The organism is Bifidobacterium tibiigranuli (assembly GCF_022655035.1).
Classification (GTDB): domain Bacteria; phylum Actinomycetota; class Actinomycetes; order Actinomycetales; family Bifidobacteriaceae; genus Bifidobacterium; species Bifidobacterium tibiigranuli_A.
This window is the reverse complement of sequence record NZ_JALCUA010000006.1, coordinates 42,762-69,410: the sequence shown is the minus strand read 5'-3', so window position 1 is coordinate 69,410 and position 26,649 is coordinate 42,762. Positions and strand designations below refer to the sequence as shown.

The window sequence follows — 26,649 nt, the reverse complement described above, 5'->3', positions numbered from 1 at the left end:
GCACATTCTCCGTCACTGTACGTCACTATATGACAGTGATGTACAGTGACGTACAGTGATATCCACTGATGTACAGTGACGTGGAGTGAGTGACAGGGAACGCGCACTTTTCTTCTTCTTGGCACCAGTTGACGTACTCAGCGCGGCGATATGTGCAAAACAGAATAATGTGGTCTTTCGGGTTTTGCTGTGTGTGGTTTTCCTGTTGCGACGTGTATCTCGCTTATGTGAGGCGTTATTGGATGCTTGCGGAGGTCTATCTGCGTTGTGTGAGGCGTTAATTTCTTGGCACCCCGAGTATCGCCGGCTGAAAACGGCGGTTCTAGGCCAGCGATACTCGGCTCTCCGAAAAATAGCGCCTCACACAACGCAGATAGACTTCGGCAGCACTCTGTTAACGCCTCACATAACGCATATACAGTGGTTGCGCGAGGAATACAGCGGTTGTCCGGCCGAATTTGCCGCTGGCCGACACTGAATTGTCGTCGGCGTATTCATATGACAGGTTTGGTTCCTTGTATTATTCGCTGCACTGTTGCCGTCGTGCCAAGCGCTGCGCAATGACCTGACCTTATACTTTGGCCGGTTGACTCTTGCGGAGCCGGTGCGACGATATGACTCGCCGCAGTTTGCCCAGCGGCGACTGCTGCTTGCGGATGCTGGGCGGCAGAATCGGGCAGCTGGCGCATACCATCGATTCAGGGTCGGGCTGGCACGCGCCGCCTGCCGTGCAGTTCTCCGTGCGCAGCTCGAAGAAGTCAATGTCGCCGCTGATGCGGGCCTGTTCGATGACGAGGTTCACAAAGTCCAGCGGCAGCCCCAGATCCTGGGCCGCGATACGGGGCGTTTTGCCGGAGACCAGGGCTTGCACGACTTGCGCGGTTATTGGTGTGGCCTCGCTGGGGGAGGCGGTTGCCTTGGCAGTTCCGGGAATCGTCTTATCGTTGCGGAGGCGGGAATCCGCGGAATCGGTGCGGCGCACGGAAGCCGCGCTCGCATCCGTGCGCCGGAAGCTGCTGCTTGTGGCGACTGCTGTGCTGTCGCATTGTGCTCTCGAACGTAATACGCTCGACCAAGTTTCCCCGCTCATAGCAATCGCCCAATCTGGAAGACCGCAATCGCCAGAATATAGGCTACGATGAGGCCCATGCCCACGGATTGCAGGGCGATTTTGCCGCTGTACTGCCGCCGTATCTCGGCGATGGTCGCCAGACACGGCGTGTATGCGAGCACGAAGATCATGAATGCGGCGGCGGCCGCTGAGGCATGCCCGCCGCTGGAACGCTCGAAGCTGGCGCGCACAGCCTGGCCCAAGGTGCCGGTGCCTTGCTGCTGCTCGGATTCGTTGCCCGAATCGTGGATTGCGTAGCTTTGCGCCATCGAGCCGACCACGACCTCCTTGGCCACGAATCCGGTGATAAGCGCCGCCGAGGCATGCCAGTCGTTGAATCCGGCGGGTTCGAACACCGGCGCGACGCCCGAGGCCACCGCGCCGTAGAGCGAATTCTCGACCTCGTCGACATGGCCGAAGGTGTTGTTGCCGGCGGCTCCCGCGCTGATGGGCATGGCGGAGAGCAACCAGACGATGACGATCATCGTGATGATGATCGAGCTGGCGCCGGTGATGAAGGCCCACAGCCGCAGCGCGACCGACTTGCCGAGCTGTAGCACCTTGGGCATCTGGTAGGGCGGCAGGCCCATCGCGAAGGGCTGGGTGTGCAGGTCGCGGAACTGCGTTTTGCGCAGCGCGAGGCCGACCGCGAGAATAATCACAATGGATGCGACGTACATGAGGAATATCGCGAGTCCGGCGTAGCGGCCGAAGAATGCGTAAGCCAGCACGATATAGACGCTCAGGCGCGCCGAGCATGACGTGAACGGGATGAGCAGGCCGGTGAGCAGCCGTTGCCGTGAGTCGGGCAGCGTGCGGGTTGAGGCCAGCGCGGGCAAATTGCAGCCGAAACCGACCACGAGCGGCAGGAATGCGCGGCCGTCGAGGCCGATGGCGCGCATGGCCTTGTCCATCACGAAGGCGGCGCGCGCGAGGTAACCGGAGTCTTCCAGCAGCGAGAGGATGATGAACATGATGCCCATCGGCGGGATGAAGGTCAGCACGGTGACGAAGCCATCGAGCAGCCCGTCGACTATCAGCCCGTGGAACCAGCCCGCGAGTGCTTCTTTGCCGGCGACCAGCGTGAACACCCAGTCGATGCCATCGGTCAGCCATTGCCGGAAGGTCACGTCGAACCAGTCGATGAGCGGCCCGGCAAGCGTCGTGGTCGCCTCGAACACCGCGTACATCGCCGCGAGGAAGATCACAATGCCGGCGATGGGATGGAGCAGAAGCCGGTCGAGCTTGTCGGAGAAGGTCGGCTTGTCGACCACAGGCTGCTTGCGGTTCAGCTCCGTGACCTTGCCCGCGATCCAGGCGAAGCGTTCATCGGAGGTCTGCTGCGCCCACGCTGAGACCTCGTCTTGGGTCGCTTCGCGGCCGGGGATTGCGGCGGTGGTGACGGGTGGTATGTGTTGGAGTTGTGCGGGTTGCGGTGGGACGGGCTGTGCCATCGTTTGTGTTGTGTGTGCCGACTGTGTTGTGTCGTACATCGCCTGCGCCGCACTAAGCTGCCGATCAATGGCATCCAGCAATTCCGTCTTGCCTTTGCCGGTTCGGCCATCGACCTGGATGAACGGGACGCCGGGAACGAGCGCGGCGAAATCGCCGATTTCCAGCGTCGAACCTTGACGTTTCGCCAGATCGAGCATGCTCACCGCGACCACTAACGGATATCTGAGGTCGATAAGCTGACTGAGCAGATACAGCGATTTCGAGGGCGAGGTGGCGTCCATCACAGCGACGATGACATCGGGCTGCGGGTAGCCGTTCCGCGCCATCGCGGCCTCGGATGACACCTGTTCGTCCGGGCTGATCGCGTCGAGCGAAGCCGTGCCCGGGGTGTCGATGAAATCCCAGGTCGCCTCGCCGTGCCTGAGCGCGCCGGATTCCACGAGCACCGTCGTGCCCGGCGCGTTCATCACTGTGGCATTCGCGCCCAGCACGGCGTTGAACAGCGTGGATTTGCCCACATTCGGATTGCCCATGAACACGATGCGCGGGTTGCCGCTTGGTGCTTCGTGGCCCATATGGTGATGCTGCGAGGGCAGCAGCACGGCCAGCCCGCGGCGATGATGGTGGCCGCCGGAGTGTTCGGAGTGCTCTGTATGTTCGGTGTGTTCGGCGTGCTCCATGCTCATGTGGCTCATGTGGTCAGTGTGGTCGGCGTGAGCCGCATGGTCGTCGCAATCAGCATGCGAGTCGGGTTTCGCGCAGCGCGCGCAGTCGCTATTGTCATCGCCGAGAGCGGCCTTGGCGTCGTTGTTTGCCGTGTCGACGGAGACTTCGGAAACATCGTTGGCACCGGCTAAATCAGACTGTGGCGATAGCATCGAAGAATCCCCGGACTCAAGGGTTTCCAACGGTTCACGAATCATGCGACTATTCCCATTCTGCGTGACGGACGCGATGCCTATGTGCTAGTGCCATTGTCGACTTGCGCGCAGCCGTTCGCGTATTCCGCATATTGTGCGTATGCATATGCAGTGCCAATGCGCATTCCAAAACGGCTCAGCGCACCTCTACCAGAATCCGCTTGGCAGTAGCGCCGTCCAGTGCGATGCGTTCCGAGCCGTGCGCGACGACTCGCCCGCCGAAGCCGGCCTTCTGAATGACGCGCATGCGCTCATGCTCGCGGAAGCCAAGTTCGTTGAGGCGGAAGCGGTTGCGCAGCGTCAGATCGACCTTGCATATCTCGATCTCGACCCCCAAAGGGCATGTGCGCAACGAATCCGTCATACGAGCGAGAATAAACCAGCCAGCCCCTGTCTGTAAAGGTTTTCCCCCTTGTTTTTAACCACTACAATTTGCAAATTCACGTCAAGAAGATGCGAAGGTCCGAATCCGGAATCCAGTGAATCTGGATAGCATAACAAAAATGGCTGAAAACGTTGAAATTTCAATGTTTTCAGCCATATGCTGTGCCCCCGCGGGGATTCGAACCCCGGACACGCTGATTACGGGTTTGGGATTGGGATATCGGGCGGTGCAGCTCGGCCTGTTCTCGATTGTAGTGCGCGTGCGGACGAGGCACGGTCTGGGCGGCTGACGACGGTGGCCTCCCGAAGAACACTGTCCCTGTTTCCTTCTTATGGTTGTTTCATGCCGGCACATGGCTGTGGCCGGCATTTTTCATAATGAAAGAAGGGAATCATGACGTTCTACGCTCGTCATCGCCAGCCACCGCAGTCGTGGGTCGGATACGTGGACGGATGGGTCATGGACATGCAGGCCCGGGGACTGTCCGAGCACACCATCGAGGCCAACTGGTACCGGCTCACCTGCTTCGCCAGGACGCAGACCCACGGCCCGGGCGAGGTCGAGCCGTCCGACGTGCAAGCCTGGCTGACCGGGGAGCGGCTCGAGGCGAGCACCAAGGCCGGACGGCGCGCCTCGGTCAACGAATTCTACAAATGGGGCCTGCGGATGAAACGACTGACGGCGAATCCGGTCGAGGCGCTGCCCCCGGTCAAGCGGCCACGCAAGCCGGCCCGCCAGCCCGCGCCCGAGCAGGCCGTGGCCAAGGGCCTGGAATCGGACGACGCGGACGCCCGGCTCATGGTCCAGCTCGACGCCGAGGCCGGGCTGCGCCGCGAGGAGATATGCCGGGTCAAGGGATCCGACATCGTCGCGTACCCGCAGTCCGGGGACGAGGAGATCAGCGGCCTGCTCGTGCATGGCAAGGGCGGCAAGACGCGGCTCGTGCCGATCTGCGCGCAGCTGGCCGACGACATACGCGACGCCGCGGGCGACGGCTGGCTGTTCCCCGGACGCTACTCGGGCCACTGCTGCGTCGACCACGTGTACCGCGTCGTCAGGCGCGCCACCGGATACCCCACCCACTCGCTGCGCCGGCGCTACGGCAGGATCGCCTACGAGGCGTCCGGCTACGACCTGCGCGCTGTGCAGGAGCTGCTCGGCCACGAGAGCCCCGCGACCACGCAGAGCTACATCTTCGTCCCGCAGTCCAGCCTCGGGACGATAGCGCTCAAGGTCAAGGACAGACGTCCCGTCTGAGGATCTGAGGATAGGCCTCATAGAGGGGGTGACCGCCCCGGCCTTGCGGCCGGGGCGGCTGAGAGCGCCGCTAGCTGCGGCCTCCGATATGGGTCATCGCCCAGCCGGCTATCGCCAGCGTGACTGTGTTGGCCGTGGCTGTGTCCGCCTTGGCCGCGACGACGACGGCAAGCGCCGCCAGGATCCATAGCACAGGGCCGCCGCGCGGCCCCTCATCCAACTTGCGCATGACTGCGCCTTTCCCTGAAGGCCGCGCCGCGAAGCGCGGCCGCGTCGCCCGGCTGATGCCGGACGGTCGATCGCTCCCCGCGAAAGGAGTTCTCGACATGTGCCACACTAGCGGCTATAGTGGAAGTCGCTGGATGAAAGGCACCGCGACCGTTCCCGTATCGAGGCGGCGAGCTAAGACTTTTGGGATCGGGCCTGATTCCGGCGGGGTGGCTCCAACTCCATCCCCACTACGTGCGAAAGGCCTCCGAACCGTCAGGCTCGGGGGCCTTCCCGTATCCGGGTTGTAGCTCTCGGCAATGAGAGGGGCGCAAGGCCTACCAATACCCGATAACCTGCTGTTCAACCTCATCGATCACAGCCTGCGGAATATCAGCCACAGGAATCCGATACGCCGTATTCAGCCGCGGGTTGAAAATGCCAAGATATTTGATCGGCTGAAACTCAGGATGCACGGAGTGCAAGCCCATTCGCCAATACACCAGCAATTGCAGCGTATGCTGGCTCGTCGGCCTGCGCTTCGACACCTTGAAATCCCAAAGCGTGTCCTCGGTGAGAAAATCACCGTCGCCAGCCACTATCACATCCGTGTAGCCGCCTTCGAAGGTGAATCCGTCCACTGTCTTCGGGCCGTACTGCTCCAGGAAGGCGAGAGCGCGGCCCACCATCGTCCGGACATTGCCGACTGTCGCCTCGTCCGGCCAGATATCCTCAACAGGCTTATAGCCTCTGGGGCCTGCCCTGAAGCACACGTCATAGCCTGCCAGCCTGATTGCGTTCCTCACCGAAACGTCATCAAGACCCCTCACTTCGGACAGAAGCGAAGACGCGTAGCCTGCTTCACCTACTATCCATGCGCCACGCAGAGATATGTCGAAGGACTCCTCGGCGCTGGAACCGGAGAGCAGCCGGGTCAGGTAGTCCACGGCGATGCCAATCAAGATCGCCGATACGTCCCCATCGGGGCTCAGCGCCTCATCCCCGTCGCCCAGCACGGTCGCAGCGAGCGTGCGAGAAGGGATATACCCGCCGTATGGCTGCTTGATGCTTTTGACCCTGCGCATCACCGGGCATCCGACAACTTTGGGCGACAGAAGGCTTATGTGTCTACTGGCCCTCTCAAGCCGGGCCCTTTCCCGTCGCTCCCTTTCCTCGCGGTATCGCTTCGCCTGCACGCGCTCGACCCGCTTCTGACGGCGATGCTCCCGGCGCCGGATCTTTACTGCCATGCTGGTCATCTCTTACCTCCTAGTCGCATAGTGCCAGAAGCCCGTACAGGCATCCGGTTCCCCTCGCATCCGGCCAGGTCCAAAGCTAGGTGCAGATTCTCCTTGCGGGGCTATCTTAGCTCTGTCCAGGGCGTCCGCGTGAAGCGGGAAGAACGATCGGCCGCGCCGACGCAGACGAAAGGCATGCCGCCCTTGCACAGGCAGACAAGAAAATGATTAATTACCTACGCAAGTACTTGTGAAAACAATTTCCCAACTATATAATTAAACATGAAATCGCAAAGACAATCGAAAGGGAGACGACGATGCTCGTAGCAATCGCCAACTCGAAGGGCGGGGTCACGAAGACGACCACCGCCATCTATCTCGCCAAGGCCGCGGTCACGCGGGGCGACCGGGCGCTGGTGCTCGACGCCGACGTGCAGGACAGCGCCAGCGTGTGGGCCGACTCGGCCGAGGAGGAGGGCGACCCGCTGCCCTTCGAGGTCGTGGCCGCGAAGCTGTCCACCCTCGCCAAGGCCGTGAAGCAGGACCGCGAGGACCCGGACACGTGGCGGTTCATCGACTGCCCGCCCAACGGGATCATGCTCGACAAGGCCATCGAGGCCGCCGGCTACGTCATCATCCCCACCAGCGAATCCCCGCTCGACATGCGCCAGACCTGGCAGACCTACTACGCGGCCAGCGACCAGAAGCCCGCCGCCGTGCTCGTCACCCGGGCCGAGACCAACACCACCATGCACCGGGACACGCTCGACGCCCTCGACTCGCAGCAGGCCCGCCGCTTCGAGACCGTGATACGCAAGCGCGCCGACATCGTCAAGACCAACGGCCACAACCCCAGGAAGCTCTACGAGTACGCCGAGGCATATGCTGAGCTGCGAAAGGAGACCGCCCGATGAAAGGAAAGACGAGCAGCATGATGCAGCCCCCCAGCCGCAAGCCATCCAGCGTCAACGAAATATTCCGAGACGACAGCAAGGAGAAAAAGGAAGAGGAGAAGCGCGTCACCGTCGGCTTCGGCGTCACGCTGAGCACCAGGAAGAAGCTCAAGCAGTACGCCCTCGACCACGACATGAAGATGAAGGACATCGCCGAGGATGCGCTCCTCGAATACATGGAGAATCACCAGTAGCAGCGGCGGCGACGGACAGGAAGGGCGGCGTCAATAGAACTCCCTCCCGGCCGGCTTCCGGAGACGAGGATGTGACATAAATTCGAGCCAGAAAACAAGAAAACAATTACACAAGAAGTTGAGAAAACAAGGAAATGCGTATATAATAAAGTATGTAAGCAAGAACGCAGTTGATTGATTTTCCAATCGGAATGGGGCGGGGCATGGCATTCAAATCCGGAGACTTCGAATACGTGGCCGGCAACCTTGCGGCGGCGCCCCGCCTGGGCAGGTTCCCAGCCGGGGACGGCACCTACAGCGAGGTGGTGTGGATGACGCTGGCGGTCAACCACGGCGACGGGACGACCGAGTACGTCGAGCTCGAGGCGCGCGGCAAGACCAAGGAATACGTCAAGAACATGGCCCGCTCCGACTCCAGGCCGCTGGCCAAGGGCAGCTTCGTCATGGCTGGCGGCACCCCCGGGAAGACGAAGAACGGCAAGCGCAAGCTGCGCGTCTCCGTCCTCGCCGACCGGACCAGCCTCGACTACGACGTGCTCGACTGGGACTACCTCAAGCAGTGACGCAGCCGCCCGCCGAACGCTACGTGCTGCGTATAGGATGACAGGCAACAGGAAGGAAGGACCCATGGCCCAGGACGATAGAAGATTCGACTACGATCCGATGATCTACGACGTGATGAGGGAATGCGCCAACGTGCTGAGAGGCGATTACATCGACCTCGCGAACCACGCCGGCACCGCAGCGGAACGGGAGGCGCTGCTCGCTGCCGAGCGCGGCGTGACGGGCGAGGCTGACCAGGTCGACATATACGACGTGGACGCGGTCAGAGCGAAGACCGACGAGTTCAACGCCCGCTACAAGGCGATCGAGGATGCCGCGAAACGGAACGAGAAGAAAGCCGTCTGAAGGTGAGTCAATACGACCTCGACGCCACAACGCTCAGAAGGATCTACGACAGCCAGATCAGGCCGAGCATCCCGGCCCACGCTCCCGAACGGACGCCGTCGATAATCCTGGTGGCCGCCCAGCCCGGCGCCGGCAAGACCCGCGCCCTGGAAAGAGCCAAAGCCGATCATGCAAGAGCATATGCGGTGGAGGGCGACAACTACAGGCAGTACCACCCCGCATACAAACAGGTCATGCGCGCGGATCCGCTGCGCATGCCGGCAGCCACGGCCCAGGCATCAAGCCGCTGGGCCGAAATGGCCATGGACTCCCTGCAAAGGCAGCACAATAGCCTTGTTCTGGAGACCACGATGCGCCACCCCGACGCCGTGCAGCGCACCCTCGACAGATTCAAAACGACGGGCTACCGCACCGAAGCGGTCATCGTGGCGACGCCGCCGGAGCAGAGCCTCATGGGCACCATGATCCGCTACATCGAACAGACCGAACGCAACGGACGGGGCCGCTGGGTCGATCCCAGCGTGCACGACGAGGCCGTGCGCCAGATGCCGAAGACCCTCACGGAGCAGATCGCCAAGGGAGGCATCGACCATGTGACCATCACGAACCGCGCAGGAGAGACCCTCTACGCCGCCGACGTAACCCCGGAGAACCACAGCGAAGCCATCGCCAGCGCCCTGCGCGCAATCAGCGAAGGCCAGCGCTTCGATAGGATCCCGCCCGACCAGCGCGCCCAATGGGAGCATGATGTCAGGCACGTCAGAGCATTCGTCGGCGCGCACCCGGAGGACGCGCAGGTCGCCCGGCTCGCCGCCCGCATAACCGCCCCGGCCCAGGCCCGCGACCCGGGAAGACCCCAGGAGCCGCGCGGCAGACTGCAGACGCCCATGCTCGAAGACATCCGAGAATACAACGCCCAGAGACGAGCGCTGCGCGATGACCGCCCCCGCAACCCGCCGGAGCACGACATCGACTTCGGCGGACGCTGAAGCGCGGGATCCTGCAGGCGGCCCACATGAGGGTCTTGCGCGAACGAGGCAAGTAAAGAAAACAAGCCGGGACAAGGCACTAGGCCCTATCTGTCTCGGTGTGGAACGCGGGGCTGCCGCCCCACGCCCCGCCGAGCTGGATCAGCTCGACCCTATGCCTCCGGCGCTGCCGCGCGCATCGAGGGACAACGCCTCGATACGCTTGTCTCAAGGCCGATCGGACTGCTACGGGAGCGATAACGGAAAGCGCGGAGGAAGCGCGCCGGGCGGGCTCGTGACGGTGTTCCACGTCAACGCGGAGCAGAGCAACTTCTGGGACAAGGGCTGAAAGGAGCGGAACGATGGCAGGCAACGACGAGGTGTGGCGCTGGGACGACTCCTAGGCGGTGGAGTACACGGGAGCGGACGCGCAGGAGCACGCCGACAGGAATCTGATGGCGTGGACCGGCGCCGCCAGCCCCGAGGAGGCGGCCGCCATGCTGCTGGGCCGCCCGGGCATGACGGAGCAGCGCGCAGGAGGCGATCGCGGAGCTGACGGGGATTGACGCCTCGGGCTTCGCGAGCCAGTCGGTGGCCTTCGGCTCGAACAACTCAAGTCGACGTACGATCAGCAGCTGGCCGAGCTCCTGGAGGTGAGCGGCGCCATGGAGTCCGCTGTTTGGCGGCCGCCGCTTATGCGGCGGCGAGGTCGTGGCGGTGCGCCACGGCGTCGCGCTCGATCAAGCGTCGGACGTACTCGCTGAAGTTGTCCAGCCCATCGCGCTTGGCTGCCTTGGAGGCATAGTCGTCCAGGGATTCGGGCATGCGCAGCGCACGCTGCACGCTCCTCTCCCGCCCTCTGCGCTGTTCGCCCAGCGTGGGGCGGCCGAGCACCGTCCGGTAGAAGGTGTCCGCGTCGCCGTCCATGAGCTCGACCACGCGCGCCGCGTCGTCGCCCGAGAAAGAGGCCAGCGGCGGCCTGTCCGCGCCGCGCTCCGCCCGCGCCATCAGTTCCTCGTAATCAATGTCGCCCATTTCATCGTCCTTTCCCATAGTTCCGGTCAACGGCGGGCCATCCAGTAGCCCCGCCACAAATCGCTCAAATGCATCACGTGGAACACGACCATGTCCGGTCCGACCTTGTGCACCAGCACCTCGATGAGATCATCATCCAGCGCCCCGGAATGCCGTCGGCACACTAGCAGCACGACTGGCGGCCGACGGCGCACCTCAGGAGTGCCCGGATCGGACGTGTCCAGAAGCGCAGCCCACACCGGCCTGGGCATCGCGGCCCGCACCATGGCCTCGTCCAGACGGTCCTCCGCGAAGTGCCGTCTGGACGAATCCTCGAATCGAATGCTCATACCATTATTGTAAACCACTAATGTCATACGGTCAAATCCCAATTTCCTTACGTGTTTCACATGCTATTGACACGCCATGTATAAGGCGGTTTCAGATTCCTAGGACAGCAGGATTTGCAGCTCCCGTAATCTCACAACGAATAAAATGCTGATTCCCAGGGGCTGCCGGCACGGAGACGCGCCGGCAGCCCCTGCCTTCTCTGAAATAGTTTTATACGGGACTTTTCTTTAAATCATCAGCTCTATGCGGGGCTGCCGCCCCACGCCCTGCCGAGCTGGATCAGCTCGACCATATGCCTCCGGCGCATGCACATCGAGGCGTGGAGCCGCTACTGGTCGGCGACCGGGCACACGATGAACTCGCGCAAGGACGGCACCGGCATCGTGTGCGGATTCTACGCGTACCTGCTCGAGCAGGGCGCGATCGAGAGCAACCCGGCCGAGCGCGTGCGACGCCCGCGCGTGCCGCGCATGAGCGACGGATCCAGCCTGACGCGCGAACAGGCCGCCCGGTTCCTGCAGCTGGCCGAGAGCGAGCCCGACGACGCGCAGGCGCTGTGCTTGCTGCTCCTGCTCAATGGCATGCGCATAGGCGAAGCCCTCGCGCTCGACACCGCCGATATCGACATAGGCGCGAGCACCGTCCGGATCACGCGAAAATACGGGTTCGTGCAGCACCTGCGCATGCCACAGGAAACCGCTGCGGTGCTCGCCCGGATCACAGCCGGAAGGGACCATGGACCGCTCCTGCGCAACGCCAAAGGCAAACGGATGAACGAGGCGGGAGCAGACCGCATCGTGAGCCGACTGGGCAGACAGGCCGGGGCAGCCAGGCGCATCAGCCCGCACAGCCTGCGCCGCACCTTCGCGACACTGAGCCGGGACGCCGGAATCCCCGACAGGCAGATCACCGCCATGGCCGGATGGGCCGACAGCGACATGCTCGACTATTACGACCAAGGCAGAATGTCCACGCAATTCGACACAGGAGCACAGCTGCAGCAATACATCAGCCAAGCCCAATGAATCCCGTCATGTCTTCATAGGTTCTCGTCGTGGGGGTGCAGGCCGAGCAGGACGATCCGGCCCTCATTGTCGGTGGTGTAGTGCAGGCGGAAGCCGTGGCTTTTGGTCACGTCGACGCGCATGACCGGCCGGCCCCACTGGCCCAGGCGCGGCGGCGCGTCCGAGGCCAGAGACTCGCGCAATGCGTGCCGGCGCCGCTTCGTCGAGCCGGCCACGGCGCCGTCCAGCACGTCGACGATCGCCCTGACCAGCAGGCTCCTGGGCACGGTCGCCTCGTACTGGCCTGCCGAGTCGATGAATCCCTCGCCCAGCCGGTACGCGGCCAGGGGCCTGCTCGTCTTGGCTGACGCGGGAACTCCTCTGGCCCAGGCTAGGCGTATCTCGAAGCCCAGCTGCTCGGCGGGATCCTCGAACAGGCCCGCCGGGTCGAACGTCTGCGCGTCCTTGAGGCGCTTCCTGAGCCGGTCGCGCTCGGCCTGCAGCATCGCCACGCGCTTCTCCAGGCGCCGGCCGTCGCGCAGCGACATCTCGCCTCGCTCACGGCCGTGCAGGCATTCGTCGATTCCTCGGATCAGGCGGGGCAGGCCCACGATGCGCTGCCAGTACCGGCTGCGCCCGTCCGCGGTGAACAGGCGCGTCGCGCCCCCGTACACGAGTCTGTAGCCCAGCATGCGGTTGAGCTCGTCCAGCGCCTGCCCGTTCTCGACCGCGTACACGTCCACGCCGGGCAGTGCGTCGGCGAGCCGCTGCGGGTCGAAGGGCCACACGCTCCCATCGAGCCGCGTGACTATCGCGATGTTTCTGGCGTGCCGCAGGCAGCGGCCGGCCAGGGCCGCGGCGCCGTTCACGGACGCCACGAACCGGTAGCCGCGCGCCGATTCGCGCGCCTGCCTAATGGATTCGCCCAATCATCCCCCCCCTTGTCCCCGGCGTCACGCGGGCCGCCATGCCGCAGCATCCCTGCCATCAGTGCATGCGCCGCCATTCGTGTCGCAGCCGATCTCCGGCTGGCTTTCGACCGCTATGGCAAGCGTAGCAGCCGTTCCTGTACGCTCTCGCAGGTTCCACAGGGACGCCGGCGGCCGCATGCAGCACCTTGGATTCCCGATCGGCGTGGCGGCTTGAAGTCCGGTGGCGCGTGTTCTGGCGCGGGCCGTGCCGGGATGCTGTCTGCGGGTCGAGTGGGCACATGGCTTTTCCTTCCGTCTTGTTTTTTTGAGCCGCTGCACTATATCTCCGCTCCGCGTCCGGTCCAGGCCCGCTCGTCGGAGCAACAGCGCCCCGCCGCGCGCGGCCTGGACCGGACGCTCCGCTTCGATGCGTTGCGCTTGTTCAAAAAAGCAACACGGAAGGAAAGACTATGAATATCACCATCTACACCAAGCAGGGATGCCAGCAGTGCAAGGCCACCAAGCGGCGGCTGGACAGGCGGGGCATCGCCTACCAGGAGATCGATCTGGACACTGATCCGTGGGCCAGGATCTTCGTCAGGCAGCTGGGATACCGGTCGGCCCCGGTGGTCGACACGCCTCGCGGCACCTGGGCGGGATACCGGCCTGGCCTCATCGACCGGATATGACCGGCCCGGGGCCGCCCCCGGCAGGCGGCCCCTCCCCATTTCCCTTGCGGTGGCGCAATGGCGCGCCTCGCGCCCCCGGCGATGCCGGCGGGATCGGCGCGCCCGAACCGGCACGGTTCGACCCAGCAGAGAGCGCGAGCCAGGCAGGCGATGAGGATGCTGTCGTGTTCGTCTCCCGACTTGCGGGGATATGGGCCGCTGCTCCTTCGTCGCAGCGGGACGGCTTCAGGCCGCCCGCCGGCAATGCCGGCGGATCGGGAGTCTGCCAGTGGGGTGTTGCTGCCGTCTCCCATTCTGGCACGGCCCGCTGCGCGTCAAGTCGGAGCGTTCGCGCGCCACGCCTCGCTCCCGGCCCGGGGATTCGAAAAGCATAATCCCCGGCCCTTCCGCTCCCCGTCTCGCGCGCCCGCACGCGACTTGACGCTCCGCTTTCCGGCCGTGCCGCCATGCGAGCCGTCAGCAACACAGACGAGCAGGAAGGCTCCATCATGACACAACCAACAACCGCAACCACCACCATCCAGACAGCCGCGCGCCAGCTCACCAGCATGCGCCGCGAACAGGGAGTCAAGAAGGCCGACCGCGCCTACTGCGCGACCCCATGCGCCGAATGGCTCGACAGCCTGAACGCGGGCCGCGACCAGACCAGCATAGAGACCCGGCAGCGGCTCGCGGCGGGCATGAGCATAAGCCTAGCCATCCGCGACGCGCTCATCCTCAGCGCCGTGGACAACGAAACAGGCCTCGACGCGATGCTCGACTTCGCCGCCGACCCGCACGCGCCACGCACCGCGCAACGCATGTACCACACGCTGCGCACCGCATTCGACGACCCCCTGTGGGCGCCCGACCAGCCGCGCGTGGACACGGCGCTGGACATCCTCGACGCCATGCGCCGCGACCTCGCCGACCACGAGAACGAGTACGCCGCGCAGCCCTTGGCCGTGAGCGCCTACCTGCGCTGGTGGACGGGACAGGCCGGAGCCTTGGAGAAGGCGATGCGCGCCCTCGCCGTCCAGCCGGACACCACGCTGGCCGCCATCGTGCTCACCGCGCTCGACCACGACATCAAGCCCGCCCACCTCGCCAACCGCAACAACCAATAAACCACAGATACGAAGGAATCATCATGGACAGCCAGACGCTACAGGACATCAGCATCGAGAGCATCGACCCGAACCCCGCCAACCCGAGGCAGGATGTGGGCGACGTGAGCGAACTCGCCGCCAGCATAGCCGAGCAGGGAGTCCAGCAGAACCTCGTCGTCGTGCCCAGCGGCGAGAACCGCTACACCGTGGTCATCGGCCACCGGCGGCTCGCCGCCGCCAGACAGGCCGGACTAGCCAGCCTGCCCTGCGCGATACGCGAATGGGACGAGACCACGCAGCGCGAAATCATGCTCGTCGAGAACACCCAGCGCACCGACCTGACCGCGCTCGAAGAGGGCGACGGGTACCAAGGACTGCTCGACCTCGGGGTGAGCGTCGAGCAGGCCGCGCAGCGCACCGGACGCAGCGAGAAGACCGTGCGCCGCCGCCTGAGCATAGCCGCCATACCCCAAGCCGCGCGAGACAAGGCCGCAACGGCCCAGCCCACCATCGAGCAATGGCAGGCCATCGCCGAACTGGACGACCAGAGCGACCTGCAAGAGCAACTGGCCGCGACAGCCGGAACCCGGGACTGGGACTACACGCTGAGCACCACGACGGAGCACGCGGCCCGCCGCCGCTGGTACGAGGCAGCCAAGACGCTGCTCGACCAGCAGCAGCGCGAATACACGTCCGAAGAGCCCAACGGCGGCTACTACCAGACGCCCGAAGGCTGCACGCAGCTCGCGCTGCTCGCCCCCGGCAAGCCCTTCGAACAGCAGGAGGCCGAATGGCTCGAAGCGAGAGACGAGGGCGCGCAGCCCGTCACGCGAATCGGGATGCGCGCGTGGGACGGCAAGCGCCCCACATGGAGCGAAGGCATCGCCCTGTACGCGCAATACGACATCAAGCAAGTCAAGCAGGAGCGGGCCGAGCGCGAAGCCGCACGGCAGCGCCAGCGCGAACAAGCCGAAGCCGAGCAGGCCCCAGCCAAAGCGCACGCCGCCACCAGCCTCGCCCTGCGCCGCGAGTTCATCGCGCACCTGCTCGAACTCAAAACCCTGCCGCGCAACACGAGCAAAGGAATCGCCCTGCTCGCAGCCACGGCCATCCAAGGACTCATCACCGGCCGCATCGACGCATGGGGCCGCGACTCGGGCGAAATCCTCCAGACCCTCGAAGACATCGGACTCCAAGACCCGCGCAACGACGACGAGAACGACACGGACGAGGGCGAGTACGAGGGCACCGGCGCAATCATCGCCCGCACCATAGCCCGCCTCGACCCGCAACGCCAAACGCTGGCCCTCGCCTACGCGAGCATCGAAAGCAGCATAAGCTGGCTCGACTGGCTGCAGGACGACGGCCTCACACAATCCATCACGCCCCTGTACGCCGCGCTCGAAACGCTCGGCTACCAGACCAGCCAGCCCGAACAAGACGGACTCGACGGCGCATACCTCCCTGAACCCGAACCCGACGAAGAGAACGAGGAAGAACAGCCGGACGAAGACGAGGCAGAGACGGCAACGCAAGAGGAGAACGAGGAAGACGAGACGGAGACCGGAAAAGAGCCGGAGGAGAGCGAGGCCATCGAGCAATAAGAGCAAGGCCAAGGGCCGGGAGTCCGCAGCGGGACCCCCGGCCTGCCCTCGCGCCCAGGCCGACCCGTCGACCATCCCGCGAGGGGACGGATCTCCGCGCCGGCACTTCGCCGGACGGCAGGCGAAGGCGGAGCGCCTTGCGGCGCGCGCCCCGGCCGAATAGGGCCGGTGCCGACAGCGGCCGCGGCCGCCGTCGAGAGGAGCGGGCTTCGCCCGCCGTCCAGTTTTTCTTTTTGGCCGGTCGGCTTCGCCTTGGATCATACCGGCGTCGCGGAACCCGTCAACGCCCACGCGCCGGAACAGCGCCGCGCGTGTTCTTATGACGGAACCCGCTTTGGCCGGTAACGCTTCGCTTGACCAACCGGCCAAAAAGAAAAAACAGGAAGCACTAAGGAGCACACGACATGAACGCATCCACCTCACCAAACTGCGCGGGAACCGCAAACAACGCATACTACTGGCCGGCCGTGCCGCCCAAGCTGACGGACAGCCAATTCGAGCAGCGGGAGCGCCACTTGGCGAAGCAATACCGCCATTTGGACCGCCTTCGCCGCCGGCATGAACTGCGTATGCACTATCTGACGCTGCGCATCACGCTCGGGAAGATGAACGCCGTGCTCGACTACTGGCCTTCGACCATCGCCGGCATCGCCACGGCATCCGCCGCCGTCGCAGCGCTGCTCAGCATCGCGACCAGCAAGCACAGCAAGTAACCCCACTCGCAAACCGAAGGAGCACACGACATGAACGCACCCACCTCGCCTGACATCGCGCAGCCGACCGTAACCAACAGCCACAAGGACGGCATACGATACACCGGCGGCAAGTACGACCCGAGCAAGACAGCCAAGCAGCGCGTCGCCGCCATGCGCAAGGACATCAAAGCCCTGCAAAGAAACGGGAGCATCCCCAAGGACTACGCCATCAGCTGCCGCACCCGCGACTACGGAACCGGCGGCAGCGCGTGGAGCGCCGACATCACCATCGCCATACCCACGTCCGGGCTGTACGCCGTGCCGAGCCTCGGCCAGCTCACGCACATCGCCACCACCCCGGCTGAACGCGAAGCCGCCCGCGTGTTCTCCAAGCTCTGCGCGCGCCACGGCGGCCAAGCCAGCGACCAGCAGCTTCAAGCCGACCTCGACGCCGCGCAGAGCAAGCTGGACGCCAAGGAGTTCGACAAGCTCGACAACGACGACATGGACATGCTCGTGCTGGCCCCGGCAGCACGCCGAGCGCTCGAACTGTGCAAGCAGGTGGGCGAGCAGTACATAGCCTACGAACTCGCGCCCGCACGCGACTACAGCACGCGCGACGGCATCATATGCGCGAGCCTCGAAAGAGCCCTCGACTAGCCAGCCCCGCCAGCGGCATCCGGCCCCGCCAGCCAGCCGGACGCCGCCCGGTCGCGCCGATGCCGTTTCTCGCCCGCCCATGAAACGGGCGGGACTCGAAGCCGGCACTTCGCCGGACGGCAGGCGAAGGCGGAGCGCCATGCGGCGCGCGCCCCGGCCGAATAGGGCCGGTGCCGACAGCGGCCGCGGCCGCCGTCGAGAGGAGCGGGCTTCGCCCGCCGTCCAGTTTTTCTTTTTGGCCGGTCGGCTTCGCCTTGGATCATACCGGCGTCGCGGAACCCGTCAACGCCCACGCGCCGGAACAGCGCCGCGCGTGTTCTTATGACGGAACCCGCTTTGGCCGGTAACGTTTCGCTTGACCAACCGGCCAAAAAGAAAAAACAGGAAGCACTAAGGAGCACACGACATGAACGCAGCACAGGCAATCAGCGAGGACGCGGCCCGACAGGCGAAGCAGGCGCGCAGCCTCGCCGGCTACCGGGAAGGCAGCGCCACCAGCGAACACGAGCAGGCCGTGCAGGAGATACGCCAGCTCGCCGAGCAGCGCAAGCAGGAAGTGGACGAAACCTACCACGAGCGAATCGACCAGCTGGCCGACCGGTACGCCGCGATCCTCGCCACGCAGACCAACGAATTCAACGAGCGCAGCGCGCGAATCCCCAGCGTGATGCTCACCGGCCCCGCGAACTACCCGGCCGAGAAAATGGCCAGGCGAACCGACAGCATGATGCGCCACTACGCGCGGCAGGACGAACAGCTTGAGAGGACACGCGCCGCGATCCTCGCATGCGGCAGCAGCATCAGCAGCACGCAAGCCAACGCCGAGCAGCTGCTCGCAGAAAAGCTCGCCAGGCTCGAGGCCAGGCAGACGGAAATGAAGCAGGCCAACAAGAAGGCCCGCGCCAGCAACGAGCCAGCGCCCTACGAGTCCTTCACGCTGAGCAACAACAACGCGAATATGCGCCGCATACGCCAGCGCATCGAAAGCATCCGACGCCACAAGGCCGCCGGACGCGAAGAGCGGACCGGCACCATGCCGGCGGGCGAGCCATTCACCCTCGTGCAGGACGGCGAGGAAGGATACACGTACTTCCAGTTCGACGCCAAGCCCGGCGAGGCGACGCGCGGCACGCTGAAGCACCACGGCTTCCACTACTCGCCCCGACTGACCCGATGGCAGCGCAAGACGACCGGCGGCAGCGCCTGCGCCATCCGCGCCATCCTCGCCCAATGCCAGCAGACGACAAACCAAAACCAGCCAGAGACACCGAAGGAGCAATCATGAACACGAAAGCAGCGCAGGCCATCGCCCAGACCATCATCGAGGCCTACGAGCTCGACTACGGCAGCAGCGAGGCCATCATCCAGGAGACGGACCTCATCGTCGAGCTCGAAGCGGAGAACAGCGGCACCACGCAGGCGTGGCTTCCCATCACCGAGAGCACCGACGTGTACGACATCGTCAGGAAAATAAAGGAAGGCATGTACGCCTTCGACGCGGACGAGCAATTCGATGAACTCTACTCGCCGGACTTCGCACGGCACAACAATCTCACCCCCAGCCGCTTCATCGCCATGCTGCTCGAGGACGAACAGTACTTCAAGAACGCCGCCGACAAAATAGATCCCAACCGAATACGCGACCTCATACAAGCCGCATAAAAAAACGCCACCCAGACACGGGCCGCCTGCACACGCAGACGGCCCGAATTTTTTCCGCGCCACCGCTCTTGCAGCACGAGCATGACGGTCACCACATCACAACGCCACAAGCAAAAAAATCACAACAGCAGACGAACCATCACCACAGGAATCAAGAGAGAACGAGAACACAATCATGAGCACAGTCAGAGCAGAACCATACGAGAAGCAAGCAGAAACGAAATCAGATTTTTCAGACGATCTAGCAGAGCTTTCATCGAAAACCATGAAAATCGATCAATGCACTTCTTGCTCCCAAGGAGCAAAAACGGCCGGAAACGGCGGAATAAAGCCGAAATAAGCCATCTTAAACGGCTTAAGGCCGAAAACGACGCAGTGCGAAACGGCGGAAGGCTCCAGCCGTCGCAGTCGGGAAACAGTGACGCATGCGCTCCGCGGATCCGCGGAAGGCGATTTAGGTTGAATGGGAACAGCCTCGAAAGAGGAAAACGAATGTGAAGGAAGTGTGAACATGGGCGGGCAGGCAATGAGCGTATGCCCCGTGTGCGGGAAGGAGTTCCCCGTCGAGTTCAACCGGAACGGGGAGCTCAAACGCTTCGACTCCGAGGCGTGCCAGAAGAAGTACTACTACGAGCACGAGGGCAGCGCCGCGCGACAGGAGATGAAGGAGGCGCGGGCGCGGATCGAGGAGATGGAGCGCCGGCTCGAAGCCAGCGAGGCGGCGAACGGGTCATGGCGCGAGCAGTACGACGAGCAGTACCGGCAGCTGCGCATCCTCCAGCTCGACGTCGCCAAAGCGTGCGAGGACATGCGCCTCATGTTCGACCGGGGCGTGCTCGGCGTGAACACCAGAAGCCCGAACTACCCGATGCTCGCCGGGCACAGCGGCTTCCTCAAGCTCATCGACAAGTACGAGGACCACCGGCCCGCGCAGGTCATCGCAGAGGAGAAGGCCCTGGACGAACAGGACCAGAAGCAGCGCCGCGAATGGCGCCAGGCGCAGCTGCGGGGCATCGCTCACGACGAGCAGACAGCCATGAGACACCGGCAGCTCAAGGAGCGCAGCACAATGCTCAAACGCTGCCGGCACTGGAAGGCATGGCGGGGCCTCGAGGACGCGCAGCTGTACGAGCGGGAGCAGTACGGCGTCGAGCTGGGCGACGACGACCCCATGATCAGACCCTATCTCGACATCCTCAGAGACGACCGGCCGGCCTTCCAATAAGCGTTTCAATAGAAAGGAACCACAATGAAACAGAACAACGAATCCATGGAAGCCGAGATCGAAAAGCTCCAAAACAAGCTCGCCGAGGCGAAGAGGATGCAACGCATAGCCAGGACGCTCGCCAGCACATTGGAGCACAGGCGGGCGGGCATCGCCAGAGCCATCAAGGCCTATGACGACGTGCGGTGCGCAGGCATCGACGAGCTTTCGTGGACGGATTCGCACGCCCGCGACAACGGCCTGGCCACCACCGCGCAGGCCATCGCCAGCGCCAGAGATGAGGTGATGGGGCCAGCTGCCAAGAGCGGGAAGAAGGAGGACTCAGCGCCGGGCGAGCCAGCGCCGGGCGAATCCGGAAGCGTCCCGAACGCCGAGGAGCAGGGCGCGCCGGCGCAGGAAGGCGGCGACGGGAACGGCATCAGCCAGCAGGATCACGCTGCGCTCGACGCAGTTCAGGCGCAGCCCGCCGATACCAGCGACGGACCGCGGGAGGACGCGCCCTCGTGGCAATGAGCATCACCAAGCTGATGGCCGGCACCGCCTCCAAGTACTACGAGAACACGGTCGACAGCGTGCTCTCGGACCACGGCGGCGGCATGGCCAACTACTACAACGCGCCGGGAACCCCGCCCGGCGTGTGGCTCGGCAGCGGGCTGAGACGCTACGGCCTCAAGGCCGGAACGCAGGCGTCGAACAAGCAGGTGCACCGCCTCTACGACGGGCTGCGCCAGCCCAACACCGGCAAGAAGCTCGTGCGCATGAACGACGAGAGCATCAAGGCGGGCAAGGTCGTGGGCGGCTACGACCTGACCTTCCACATGCCCAAAAGCGTCAACATCCTGTGGGCCAGCGGCGACAAGGACGTGCGCGCCGCCATCACGAAGGCCCACAAGGAGGCCATGGGCGAATCCGTCGCATGGTTCGAGACCCACGTCGCCAGCTCCCGCTCCGGCAGAGGGAGCGTCGTCCGGCAGCGCGCCAAGGGCGTCGTGGCCGTCGCCTACACGCACTGGGACTCGCGCGACCACGACCCCCACCTGCACGACCACGTCCTCATCTCCAACCTCGTGGAGCGCGCCGACGGCAAGGCCGGCGCCCTGGACGGCGGCAGCGCGTTCCGCGCCGCCGTCGCGATCAGCGAACGGCACACGAACCTGCTCATGGACAAGCTCACCCAGAGCCTGGGCGTGCAATGGCACCGGCGCGAAAGCCTCGACAGCAAGGCCAGCGTGTACGAGATCGACGGTGTCAGCGACGAGCTCATCGAGGCGTTCTCCAGCCGGCACAACGGCATCGCCGACAAGAAGAAGCAGCTCATCGAGCTCGCGAGGAGCAAGGGCGACACCGTGGAGAAGGCGCGGCTCGAAGCGCTCGACCGGCAGGCATGGCGCGAGACGAGGAAGGCCAAGCCGAAGCAGCCGCTGAGCCTGAGCCAGCTCATGGACTCCTGGCAGAGCGCCATGCGCGAGCACGGCATCGACCCCGCGCAGCTCGCCGGCTCATGCGTCGGCGCGAGCTTCAGCGCGATCGACGTGCGCGCCGCGCTGCGCGACAGGGACGCGATGCGCCAGCTCTCCGCGCTCCTGGACCAGAGCATTCGAGAGCAGGGCGGACAGCTCCAGAGGAGCGTGACCGGCGCGCTGCACGAGAACGTGAAGGCGAACCGCACGCGCATCACCCTGGACAACGTGCGCGCCGAAGCGGCCCGCCTCGTGCGCGGCGTGCGCGTCATCGACGGGCAGGCGGACGAGCTCATCGACGCGCTGTGCAGCGTCGAGACCGCGCGCCTGGTGCCCCTGACCGCGCAGCGCTACGAGATCAGCGAATCCATGAAGGCGGACGAGCGGATCACCGGATGGAACGGGCGCGCGGTCACCGACGACCAGGAGGGATTCGTGTTCGCCACGCGCGAGCTGCTGGACGCCGAGCAGGCGTTCATCCAGCGCGCCGACGCCACGTACGAGCCCGCCCGCCAGCTCGACCGGCAGGCGGTCGCCGACGCGGTCGAGGCCGCATCGGCAGCAGCCGCGCACCCGCTGGCCAAGGACCAGAGCGCCGCCGCGACGAGGCTGCTGCTCGACGGGCGCATGATCGTGGCGCTCAACGGGGCGGCGGGAACCGGCAAGACCACCACCCTGCGCGCCGTCGTGCGCAGCGCCGGCCGGCTGCAGGGCGAAGGCCTCGTGCTCGGCCTGGCCCCCACCGCCGCCGGCGCGGGCGAACTGAAGAAGAGCCTGGGCATCCAGACCGAGACCGTCGCCAAGATCCTCTACGAGGCGCGCACCGGCAGCCTGCAGACGCGCCTGGCCCGGGCGAACGAGCGGCTGGGCGCAGCGCGGACCCCCGCCGCCCGGCGCGCCGCCCGCGAGCAGGTCGCCGCTCTCAGCGCCCAGTCGGCCGCGCTGCGCATACCCCGGAACGGGATCGTGATCGTGGACGAGGCCGGCATGGCCGACACCATGAGCGTCGAGCTCCTGTCCCGCCTGTGCGCCGAGAACGGCGCGAAGATCATCATGGTGGGCGACAGCATGCAATTGTCCTCGCCCGGCGAGGGCAGCGGCGCGTTCAGCTGGCTCGTCGACCACGGCAGAGCCCAGGAGCTCACCACCGTGTTCCGCTTCCGCGACCCCGGGGAGGCCGTGCGCGCCGAGCACCTGCGCCGAGGAATCAAGGACAAGAAGAAGGAGACGTACACCGCCCTGGACGAGTACGAGCAGGCCGGAGCCATCCACGCCGTGCGCGAGGCCGACGCCGAGCGCGCCGTCGTGGAGCGCATGGTCGCGGACCTGAGCCGCGGCGTCGACTCGATCCTCGTCACCGCCACCAACCAGGACATGGCAGACCTCAACGACGCGATCAGCGGCAGGCTGCAGGATCTCGGGCTGGTCGATTCGAAGCGTCGCGTCACGCTGTCCGACAAGAGCAGCGCCGGGCGCGGCGACGCGGTGTGCACGCGAACCAACAACCGCGGCCTGCGCACGCCGGACGGGACCATCGTGCGCAACAGCGACATCTGGACCGTCGAACGAGTCAACGACGACGGCTCCCTGGACGTGCACCGGCGAGGCGACCGCTCCGCCACGCTGACGCTGCCGGCAGCCTACGTGCAGTCCAGCACGGAGGGCGGGTACGCGATGACCGCGCAGCGCTCACAGGGCAGGACCGTGGAGCGCTCATACACGTACCTGAGCGCGGAGGCCGACTCGTTCAGCCGCTCCATGCTCTACGTGGGCATGACCAGAGGACGCCAGAGCAACGAATGCTACGTCGCGGTCAAAGACCCCGAAGACATGAGGACCGAGGGCATGGACTCCTACGAGATAGCGTTCTGGCAGCAGCGCAAGCGCCCCGGACTCGAACAGGACGGGCGCAGGGAATGGAAGGGCCAGGGCCCCGCCCCCGACAAGGAGCGCTGGTACACGGCCGACGACCTGCTGCCCGAGGACATCGAGCAGGCCAGGCTGCGACTGGGCCAGGTCATGGACGTGGGCGGCGGCTCCGAGCTCGCCACCTCATGGCGGCAGCGCTACGAGAAGTCGATGCGCCAGCCCAAACGGCTGGCCGTCGAATGGGACTACTACACGAGGCTCCTGGCCGAGCGCCGGCTCGAAGAGCAGGTCGTCGGACCCGAGCGCATGCGCCAGCTCGCCGGCGACCCGCAGTCCCTCGCGGGCATGGTCGCCGCCTACGGCGAGGCCTCGCTCATCGACCGCCGGCAGGCCGACCGCATCGTCAGGACCAGCATCCAGGGCGGGGCGAACAGCGTGCGCCGCGCATTGAACGAGCAGATCAACGACCGGGACGCGGGGCGCAACACATGGGTCGCGGGCCGCTACGCGCACGCCCAGGCCGGCCCGGACGAGAGCCAGAGGGTCAGGGACGCGGCCGGCATGGCCAATCAGAGCCTGGCGATGCTCGCCGACGGCCTGGCCGAGCGCGCGGCGCGCGACGGCGAGAAGGGGCTCGCGCCCGCATGGACCAAGGCCATCGGCCCCGCCCCCGAGCCCGGCGGCGCGGGCCGGCGGCAATGGGAGCGGCTCATCGAGCAGATCGAGGCGTACCGCGCCGAGAACGACGTCGACGACCTCGAGCACCCATTGGGAAAGCCCGGAGCCGGAGCGCAGGACGCATGGCGAGACCACGCGTGGCGCGAACGCCTGGAGCAGAGAATAGAAGTCTACCGGGCGACGCCGCCCGACCCTGACGTGATGCCCGGGCTCGCCCCCCAGGATTCGCGCGGCTTCGACGGCGGCACCGTCAGAAGGCTCCTGTCCGGCCGGCCCCTGCTCATCGACATGACCGCAGGCCAGCCCCATGACGGGATCGGGCGGGACGGGGAGTACGCGACGGTGCGCAGCGCGAACCCGGCCGGAGCGATCGAACGCGCCCGCGCCATCAGCCCCGCCGCCGTGGAGAGGATCGCCATACGCGCCGACGGTGCCGACGCGCACGCGCTGCTGCGCGCGTGGGACGCGCTCAGCCGCTCGCAGCGGTACACGGCCGTGCTCGTGGACGCTCCCGGCGGGCCCCGCCCCCTGTACGAGTCGGTGGCCCGGCGGGCCGGCGCCGAGCGGACGCTCGGGGCGATGGACCCGGCCGACGCCAGGAGCGCGGAGCGCGCGCTGCGCCGGCGGGCCCCGGAGCTGATGGCCGGCTACATGGCCCCCGAGAGCGGGTCGACGAACCCGCCGTCCGCATCCCGGCCGGGATCGGCGGGACCGTCCTCCATGTCCTCGCCGGGCGAGGGCATGGAGATGGGCGGCATGTGATCGGCTTCGATGGGACGGCCGTCATCGGCCGCCTCCAGGCTCGCCCCCCACGGGTACATGCCGGCCGGCTCGATGCCGTGCTCGGCCGAGAACGCGCGGCGCCGCATCGTCGCGGCGCTGAGCGCGGACGGCTCGTCGTGCCCGATGCCGCACTCGTGCTCGCCGTCGCCCACGCCCTGCGACTTGCAGTACTCGCGGATCATGGACAGCGTGCGGTCCTCGTCCTGCCAGAAGCGCGTCTGCTCGGCCGAGGGGATGGGAGGGTGCAGGCCGTTCTTGGTCCGGAACGGCAGGTAGCAGGCCGCGTACTGGCAGCGCAGCGCGTCGAGCAGTGCGAACAGGTAGGGGTGCAGGATCCAGCATTCCGGCAGCGCGCGGTCCATGCGGTGGTCGATCTGGCACAGCATCTCCGTGAAGTCGGCGTCCGCGCCGGCCGTGGCCGGCTGCCTGGCGCGCGCGTGGAAGGCGTGGGGGGACATGCCGAGCTGCTCGCCGATATCATGGTCGGCGGCCGGCAGATCCCAGAACGCTCCCGCGTACCCGTTCATGGCCTGACGCTGATGTCGGGCAGGGGGCCGTCGTTCGAGACCTGGTCCTGGGGCATCTGGTTGGCCTGGTCGGGCGTCATGTCGCCGATGCACTGGTTCAGCTCGCTGTCGGCGGTCTTGATGCGGTTGGCCATGTAGAAGAAGTCCTGGCGGGCCATGGGCCTGCCCAACGACCCTTCGGTCTCGTGCGAGGCCCATACCCGGCAGGAGTAGGGCCACTGCGGGTGGTTCCTGATGAACTCGCGGGCGGCGCGCTCCGACACGTTCTTGGTGATGACGTGCTCGTTGAGCAGCTTGTTGGCCCAGTTCCACGCCTCGGCCTGCCATGTCTGCCAGGCGGCGTCGAGCTGGTCGCATTCCCGGCTCACGCCCTGCTGGTCGGATGCGGGCCGGGCGATGATCCGCTTGGCGAGGTCGGTCAGATCGTTCTCGGCGTTCGCGTAGTCGCCGTGCGGCACGTTCCGCTCGACCGGGGCCAGGTAGTCGCGCAGCAGCGGCTTTCCGTCGATCGGCAGGGTCGTGTCCAGCTCGTCGCCCATCTGCTGCATGAGGTCCCTGGCCTTGATGGCCGACGCGTTGCGCCAGTCGCCCCCGTCCAGCGCCGGGTTGCGGCTCGCCGGCGCCTGCGCCGTCGCGCCGGCCGACGCTCCCGCCGGCGATGGCGATGGCGCCGGCTGGCCGCCGTACAGGCCGGGGATGATGCCGGAGGCGAGCAGAGCGGCGAGCAGCAGCAGCGCCGCCAGCGTGTAGAGCAGGCCCGCGAGGGCCGGATGGCGGTCCTGCAGCGCGCGCAGCCGGCCCCTGATTCCTGGGTTCTTCCCGTTGTCCATGC

General features: G+C 65.6%; 29 protein-coding genes. 19 read left to right on the top strand and 10 right to left on the bottom strand.

Annotated features, from left to right (window positions below; translation table 11 throughout):
- Positions 1-571 precede the first annotated feature (571 nt).
- From LKK40_RS07415 to LKK40_RS07405, 3 genes are all read right to left on the bottom strand, one after another.
- Positions 572-1,090, bottom strand: coding sequence for a hypothetical protein (locus tag LKK40_RS07415; protein ID WP_304310085.1), 519 nt, complete (start codon positions 1,088-1,090; stop codon positions 572-574).
- A complete protein-coding gene (gene feoB / locus LKK40_RS07410; RefSeq protein ID WP_434735103.1) occupies positions 1,087-3,246 on the bottom strand; it encodes a ferrous iron transport protein B in 2,160 nt (719 codons plus the stop codon). Before feoB ends, LKK40_RS07415 begins: the two co-directional genes overlap by 4 nt.
- Positions 3,247-3,622: 376 nt before the next feature.
- On the bottom strand, positions 3,623-3,850 hold the full coding sequence (locus LKK40_RS07405; RefSeq protein ID WP_081672748.1) for a FeoA family protein: 228 nt from the start codon (positions 3,848-3,850) through the stop codon (positions 3,623-3,625).
- A gap of 687 nt (positions 3,851-4,537) precedes the next feature.
- Here LKK40_RS07405 and LKK40_RS07400 point away from each other — a divergent pair.
- Positions 4,538-5,128 (top strand): tyrosine-type recombinase/integrase, encoded by a 591-nt coding sequence (locus LKK40_RS07400; RefSeq protein ID WP_304310083.1) that lies wholly within the window; start codon positions 4,538-4,540, stop codon positions 5,126-5,128.
- Between the two features lie 70 nt (positions 5,129-5,198).
- On the opposite strand, the gene LKK40_RS07395 is transcribed toward LKK40_RS07400, so the two are convergent.
- Both LKK40_RS07395 and LKK40_RS07390 read right to left on the bottom strand, forming a co-directional pair.
- Positions 5,199-5,357: a hypothetical protein gene (locus LKK40_RS07395; protein WP_304310082.1), complete on the bottom strand. Its 159-nt coding sequence runs from the start codon at positions 5,355-5,357 to the stop codon at positions 5,199-5,201.
- 316 nt (positions 5,358-5,673) lie between these two features.
- The gene (locus LKK40_RS07390; RefSeq protein WP_304310081.1) at positions 5,674-6,420 is read right to left on the bottom strand and encodes a hypothetical protein; all 747 of its coding nucleotides are present in this window, start codon (positions 6,418-6,420) and stop codon (positions 5,674-5,676) included.
- Positions 6,421-6,890: 470 nt separating this feature from the next.
- On the opposite strand from LKK40_RS07390, the gene LKK40_RS07385 reads away from it, so the two are divergent.
- From LKK40_RS07385 to LKK40_RS07355, 7 genes are all read left to right on the top strand, one after another.
- A complete protein-coding gene (locus LKK40_RS07385) occupies positions 6,891-7,487 on the top strand; it encodes a ParA family protein (protein ID WP_024463919.1) in 597 nt (198 codons plus the stop codon).
- On the top strand, positions 7,484-7,720 hold the full coding sequence (locus tag LKK40_RS07380) for a hypothetical protein (protein WP_273293846.1): 237 nt from the start codon (positions 7,484-7,486) through the stop codon (positions 7,718-7,720). The genes LKK40_RS07385 and LKK40_RS07380 overlap by 4 nt, the downstream gene beginning before the upstream one ends.
- Before the next feature lie 170 nt (positions 7,721-7,890).
- On the top strand, positions 7,891-8,283 hold the full coding sequence (locus tag LKK40_RS07375) for a hypothetical protein (protein WP_273293847.1): 393 nt from the start codon (positions 7,891-7,893) through the stop codon (positions 8,281-8,283).
- A gap of 64 nt (positions 8,284-8,347) precedes the next feature.
- Positions 8,348-8,629, top strand: coding sequence for a hypothetical protein (locus LKK40_RS07370; protein WP_273293849.1), 282 nt, complete (start codon positions 8,348-8,350; stop codon positions 8,627-8,629).
- 2 nt (positions 8,630-8,631) lie between these two features.
- Complete coding sequence (locus tag LKK40_RS07365; protein ID WP_273293851.1) at positions 8,632-9,618, top strand: zeta toxin family protein; 987 nt, start codon at positions 8,632-8,634, stop codon at positions 9,616-9,618.
- 100 nt (positions 9,619-9,718) lie between these two features.
- On the top strand, positions 9,719-9,946 hold the full coding sequence (locus LKK40_RS07360) for a hypothetical protein (protein WP_273293853.1): 228 nt from the start codon (positions 9,719-9,721) through the stop codon (positions 9,944-9,946).
- A 58-nt stretch (positions 9,947-10,004) separates the two neighbouring features.
- Positions 10,005-10,163 (top strand): hypothetical protein, encoded by a 159-nt coding sequence (locus tag LKK40_RS07355; protein ID WP_273293854.1) that lies wholly within the window; start codon positions 10,005-10,007, stop codon positions 10,161-10,163.
- A gap of 127 nt (positions 10,164-10,290) precedes the next feature.
- Here the strand turns inward: LKK40_RS07355 and LKK40_RS07350 are convergent, their stop codons facing one another.
- Together LKK40_RS07350 and LKK40_RS07345 are read right to left on the bottom strand one after the other, a co-directional pair.
- Positions 10,291-10,662, bottom strand: coding sequence for a toxin-antitoxin system protein (locus LKK40_RS07350; RefSeq protein ID WP_273296788.1), 372 nt, complete (start codon positions 10,660-10,662; stop codon positions 10,291-10,293).
- A complete protein-coding gene (locus LKK40_RS07345) occupies positions 10,659-10,961 on the bottom strand; it encodes a hypothetical protein (RefSeq protein WP_304310080.1) in 303 nt (100 codons plus the stop codon). Before LKK40_RS07345 ends, LKK40_RS07350 begins: the two co-directional genes overlap by 4 nt.
- 306 nt (positions 10,962-11,267) lie before the next feature.
- On the opposite strand from LKK40_RS07345, the gene LKK40_RS07340 reads away from it, so the two are divergent.
- A complete protein-coding gene (locus LKK40_RS07340) occupies positions 11,268-11,987 on the top strand; it encodes a tyrosine-type recombinase/integrase (RefSeq protein WP_273296789.1) in 720 nt (239 codons plus the stop codon).
- Positions 11,988-12,001: 14 nt separating this feature from the next.
- On the opposite strand, the gene LKK40_RS07335 is transcribed toward LKK40_RS07340, so the two are convergent.
- A complete protein-coding gene (locus LKK40_RS07335; RefSeq protein WP_273296790.1) occupies positions 12,002-12,895 on the bottom strand; it encodes a hypothetical protein in 894 nt (297 codons plus the stop codon).
- Between the two features lie 452 nt (positions 12,896-13,347).
- On the opposite strand from LKK40_RS07335, the gene LKK40_RS07330 reads away from it, so the two are divergent.
- The 10 genes from LKK40_RS07330 (at position 13,348) to mobF (ending at position 25,269) form a co-directional block, all read left to right on the top strand.
- Positions 13,348-13,566 carry a glutaredoxin domain-containing protein gene (locus LKK40_RS07330; RefSeq protein WP_304310079.1) on the top strand — a complete coding sequence of 73 codons (219 nt, stop codon included), beginning with the start codon at positions 13,348-13,350 and terminating at the stop codon, positions 13,564-13,566.
- A 488-nt stretch (positions 13,567-14,054) separates the two neighbouring features.
- Complete coding sequence (locus tag LKK40_RS07325) at positions 14,055-14,672, top strand: hypothetical protein (RefSeq protein ID WP_273296304.1); 618 nt, start codon at positions 14,055-14,057, stop codon at positions 14,670-14,672.
- Positions 14,673-14,695: 23 nt separating this feature from the next.
- The gene (locus LKK40_RS07320; RefSeq protein WP_273296306.1) at positions 14,696-16,258 is read left to right on the top strand and encodes a ParB/RepB/Spo0J family partition protein; all 1,563 of its coding nucleotides are present in this window, start codon (positions 14,696-14,698) and stop codon (positions 16,256-16,258) included.
- Between the two features lie 404 nt (positions 16,259-16,662).
- Positions 16,663-16,971, top strand: coding sequence for a hypothetical protein (locus LKK40_RS07315; RefSeq protein ID WP_304310078.1), 309 nt, complete (start codon positions 16,663-16,665; stop codon positions 16,969-16,971).
- A gap of 30 nt (positions 16,972-17,001) precedes the next feature.
- The gene (locus LKK40_RS07310) at positions 17,002-17,613 is read left to right on the top strand and encodes a hypothetical protein (protein ID WP_304310077.1); all 612 of its coding nucleotides are present in this window, start codon (positions 17,002-17,004) and stop codon (positions 17,611-17,613) included.
- 406 nt (positions 17,614-18,019) lie between these two features.
- The gene (locus LKK40_RS07305) at positions 18,020-18,898 is read left to right on the top strand and encodes a hypothetical protein (protein WP_273296307.1); all 879 of its coding nucleotides are present in this window, start codon (positions 18,020-18,022) and stop codon (positions 18,896-18,898) included.
- A complete protein-coding gene (locus LKK40_RS07300) occupies positions 18,895-19,275 on the top strand; it encodes a hypothetical protein (RefSeq protein WP_273296308.1) in 381 nt (126 codons plus the stop codon). The genes LKK40_RS07305 and LKK40_RS07300 overlap by 4 nt, the downstream gene beginning before the upstream one ends.
- 511 nt (positions 19,276-19,786) lie before the next feature.
- Entirely contained in the window at positions 19,787-20,500 is a 714-nt protein-coding gene (locus tag LKK40_RS07295) for a hypothetical protein (RefSeq protein WP_304310076.1), read from the top strand.
- Positions 20,501-20,524: 24 nt separating this feature from the next.
- On the top strand, positions 20,525-21,013 hold the full coding sequence (locus tag LKK40_RS07290) for a hypothetical protein (protein WP_273296310.1): 489 nt from the start codon (positions 20,525-20,527) through the stop codon (positions 21,011-21,013).
- Positions 21,010-25,269 (top strand): MobF family relaxase, encoded by a 4,260-nt coding sequence (mobF, locus tag LKK40_RS07285; RefSeq protein WP_304310075.1) that lies wholly within the window; start codon positions 21,010-21,012, stop codon positions 25,267-25,269. The genes LKK40_RS07290 and mobF overlap by 4 nt, the downstream gene beginning before the upstream one ends.
- Here the strand turns inward: mobF and LKK40_RS07280 are convergent.
- Together LKK40_RS07280 and LKK40_RS07275 are read right to left on the bottom strand one after the other, a co-directional pair.
- A complete protein-coding gene (locus LKK40_RS07280; protein ID WP_273296314.1) occupies positions 25,155-25,817 on the bottom strand; it encodes a hypothetical protein in 663 nt (220 codons plus the stop codon). The genes mobF and LKK40_RS07280 overlap by 115 nt on opposite strands.
- The gene (locus LKK40_RS07275) at positions 25,814-26,647 is read right to left on the bottom strand and encodes a hypothetical protein (protein WP_273296316.1); all 834 of its coding nucleotides are present in this window, start codon (positions 26,645-26,647) and stop codon (positions 25,814-25,816) included. Before LKK40_RS07275 ends, LKK40_RS07280 begins: the two co-directional genes overlap by 4 nt.
- Between the last annotated feature and the right edge of the window lie 2 nt (positions 26,648-26,649).

Coding starts and splice junctions, on each gene's coding strand:
- LKK40_RS07400 (WP_304310083.1), top strand. CDS start 4,538: ATGAAACGACTGACGGCGAATCCGGTCGAGGCGCTGCCCCCGGTCAAG.
- LKK40_RS07380 (WP_273293846.1), top strand. CDS start 7,484: ATGAAAGGAAAGACGAGCAGCATGATGCAGCCCCCCAGCCGCAAGCCA.
- LKK40_RS07280 (WP_273296314.1), bottom strand. CDS start 25,817: ATGAACGGGTACGCGGGAGCGTTCTGGGATCTGCCGGCCGCCGACCAT.
- LKK40_RS07370 (WP_273293849.1), top strand. CDS start 8,348: ATGGCCCAGGACGATAGAAGATTCGACTACGATCCGATGATCTACGAC.
- LKK40_RS07330 (WP_304310079.1), top strand. CDS start 13,348: ATGAATATCACCATCTACACCAAGCAGGGATGCCAGCAGTGCAAGGCC.
- LKK40_RS07395 (WP_304310082.1), bottom strand. CDS start 5,357: ATGCGCAAGTTGGATGAGGGGCCGCGCGGCGGCCCTGTGCTATGGATC.
- mobF (WP_304310075.1), top strand. CDS start 21,010: ATGAGCATCACCAAGCTGATGGCCGGCACCGCCTCCAAGTACTACGAG.
- LKK40_RS07385 (WP_024463919.1), top strand. CDS start 6,891: ATGCTCGTAGCAATCGCCAACTCGAAGGGCGGGGTCACGAAGACGACC.
- LKK40_RS07300 (WP_273296308.1), top strand. CDS start 18,895: ATGAACACGAAAGCAGCGCAGGCCATCGCCCAGACCATCATCGAGGCC.
- LKK40_RS07290 (WP_273296310.1), top strand. CDS start 20,525: ATGAAACAGAACAACGAATCCATGGAAGCCGAGATCGAAAAGCTCCAA.
- LKK40_RS07405 (WP_081672748.1), bottom strand. CDS start 3,850: ATGACGGATTCGTTGCGCACATGCCCTTTGGGGGTCGAGATCGAGATA.
- LKK40_RS07295 (WP_304310076.1), top strand. CDS start 19,787: ATGGGCGGGCAGGCAATGAGCGTATGCCCCGTGTGCGGGAAGGAGTTC.
- LKK40_RS07275 (WP_273296316.1), bottom strand. CDS start 26,647: ATGGACAACGGGAAGAACCCAGGAATCAGGGGCCGGCTGCGCGCGCTG.
- LKK40_RS07315 (WP_304310078.1), top strand. CDS start 16,663: ATGAACGCATCCACCTCACCAAACTGCGCGGGAACCGCAAACAACGCA.
- LKK40_RS07320 (WP_273296306.1), top strand. CDS start 14,696: ATGGACAGCCAGACGCTACAGGACATCAGCATCGAGAGCATCGACCCG.
- LKK40_RS07340 (WP_273296789.1), top strand. CDS start 11,268: ATGCACATCGAGGCGTGGAGCCGCTACTGGTCGGCGACCGGGCACACG.
- LKK40_RS07325 (WP_273296304.1), top strand. CDS start 14,055: ATGACACAACCAACAACCGCAACCACCACCATCCAGACAGCCGCGCGC.
- feoB (WP_434735103.1), bottom strand. CDS start 3,246: ATGGAGCACGCCGAACACACCGAACATACAGAGCACTCCGAACACTCC.
- LKK40_RS07345 (WP_304310080.1), bottom strand. CDS start 10,961: ATGAGCATTCGATTCGAGGATTCGTCCAGACGGCACTTCGCGGAGGAC.
- LKK40_RS07415 (WP_304310085.1), bottom strand. CDS start 1,090: ATGAGCGGGGAAACTTGGTCGAGCGTATTACGTTCGAGAGCACAATGC.
- LKK40_RS07310 (WP_304310077.1), top strand. CDS start 17,002: ATGAACGCACCCACCTCGCCTGACATCGCGCAGCCGACCGTAACCAAC.
- LKK40_RS07390 (WP_304310081.1), bottom strand. CDS start 6,420: ATGCGCAGGGTCAAAAGCATCAAGCAGCCATACGGCGGGTATATCCCT.
- LKK40_RS07305 (WP_273296307.1), top strand. CDS start 18,020: ATGAACGCAGCACAGGCAATCAGCGAGGACGCGGCCCGACAGGCGAAG.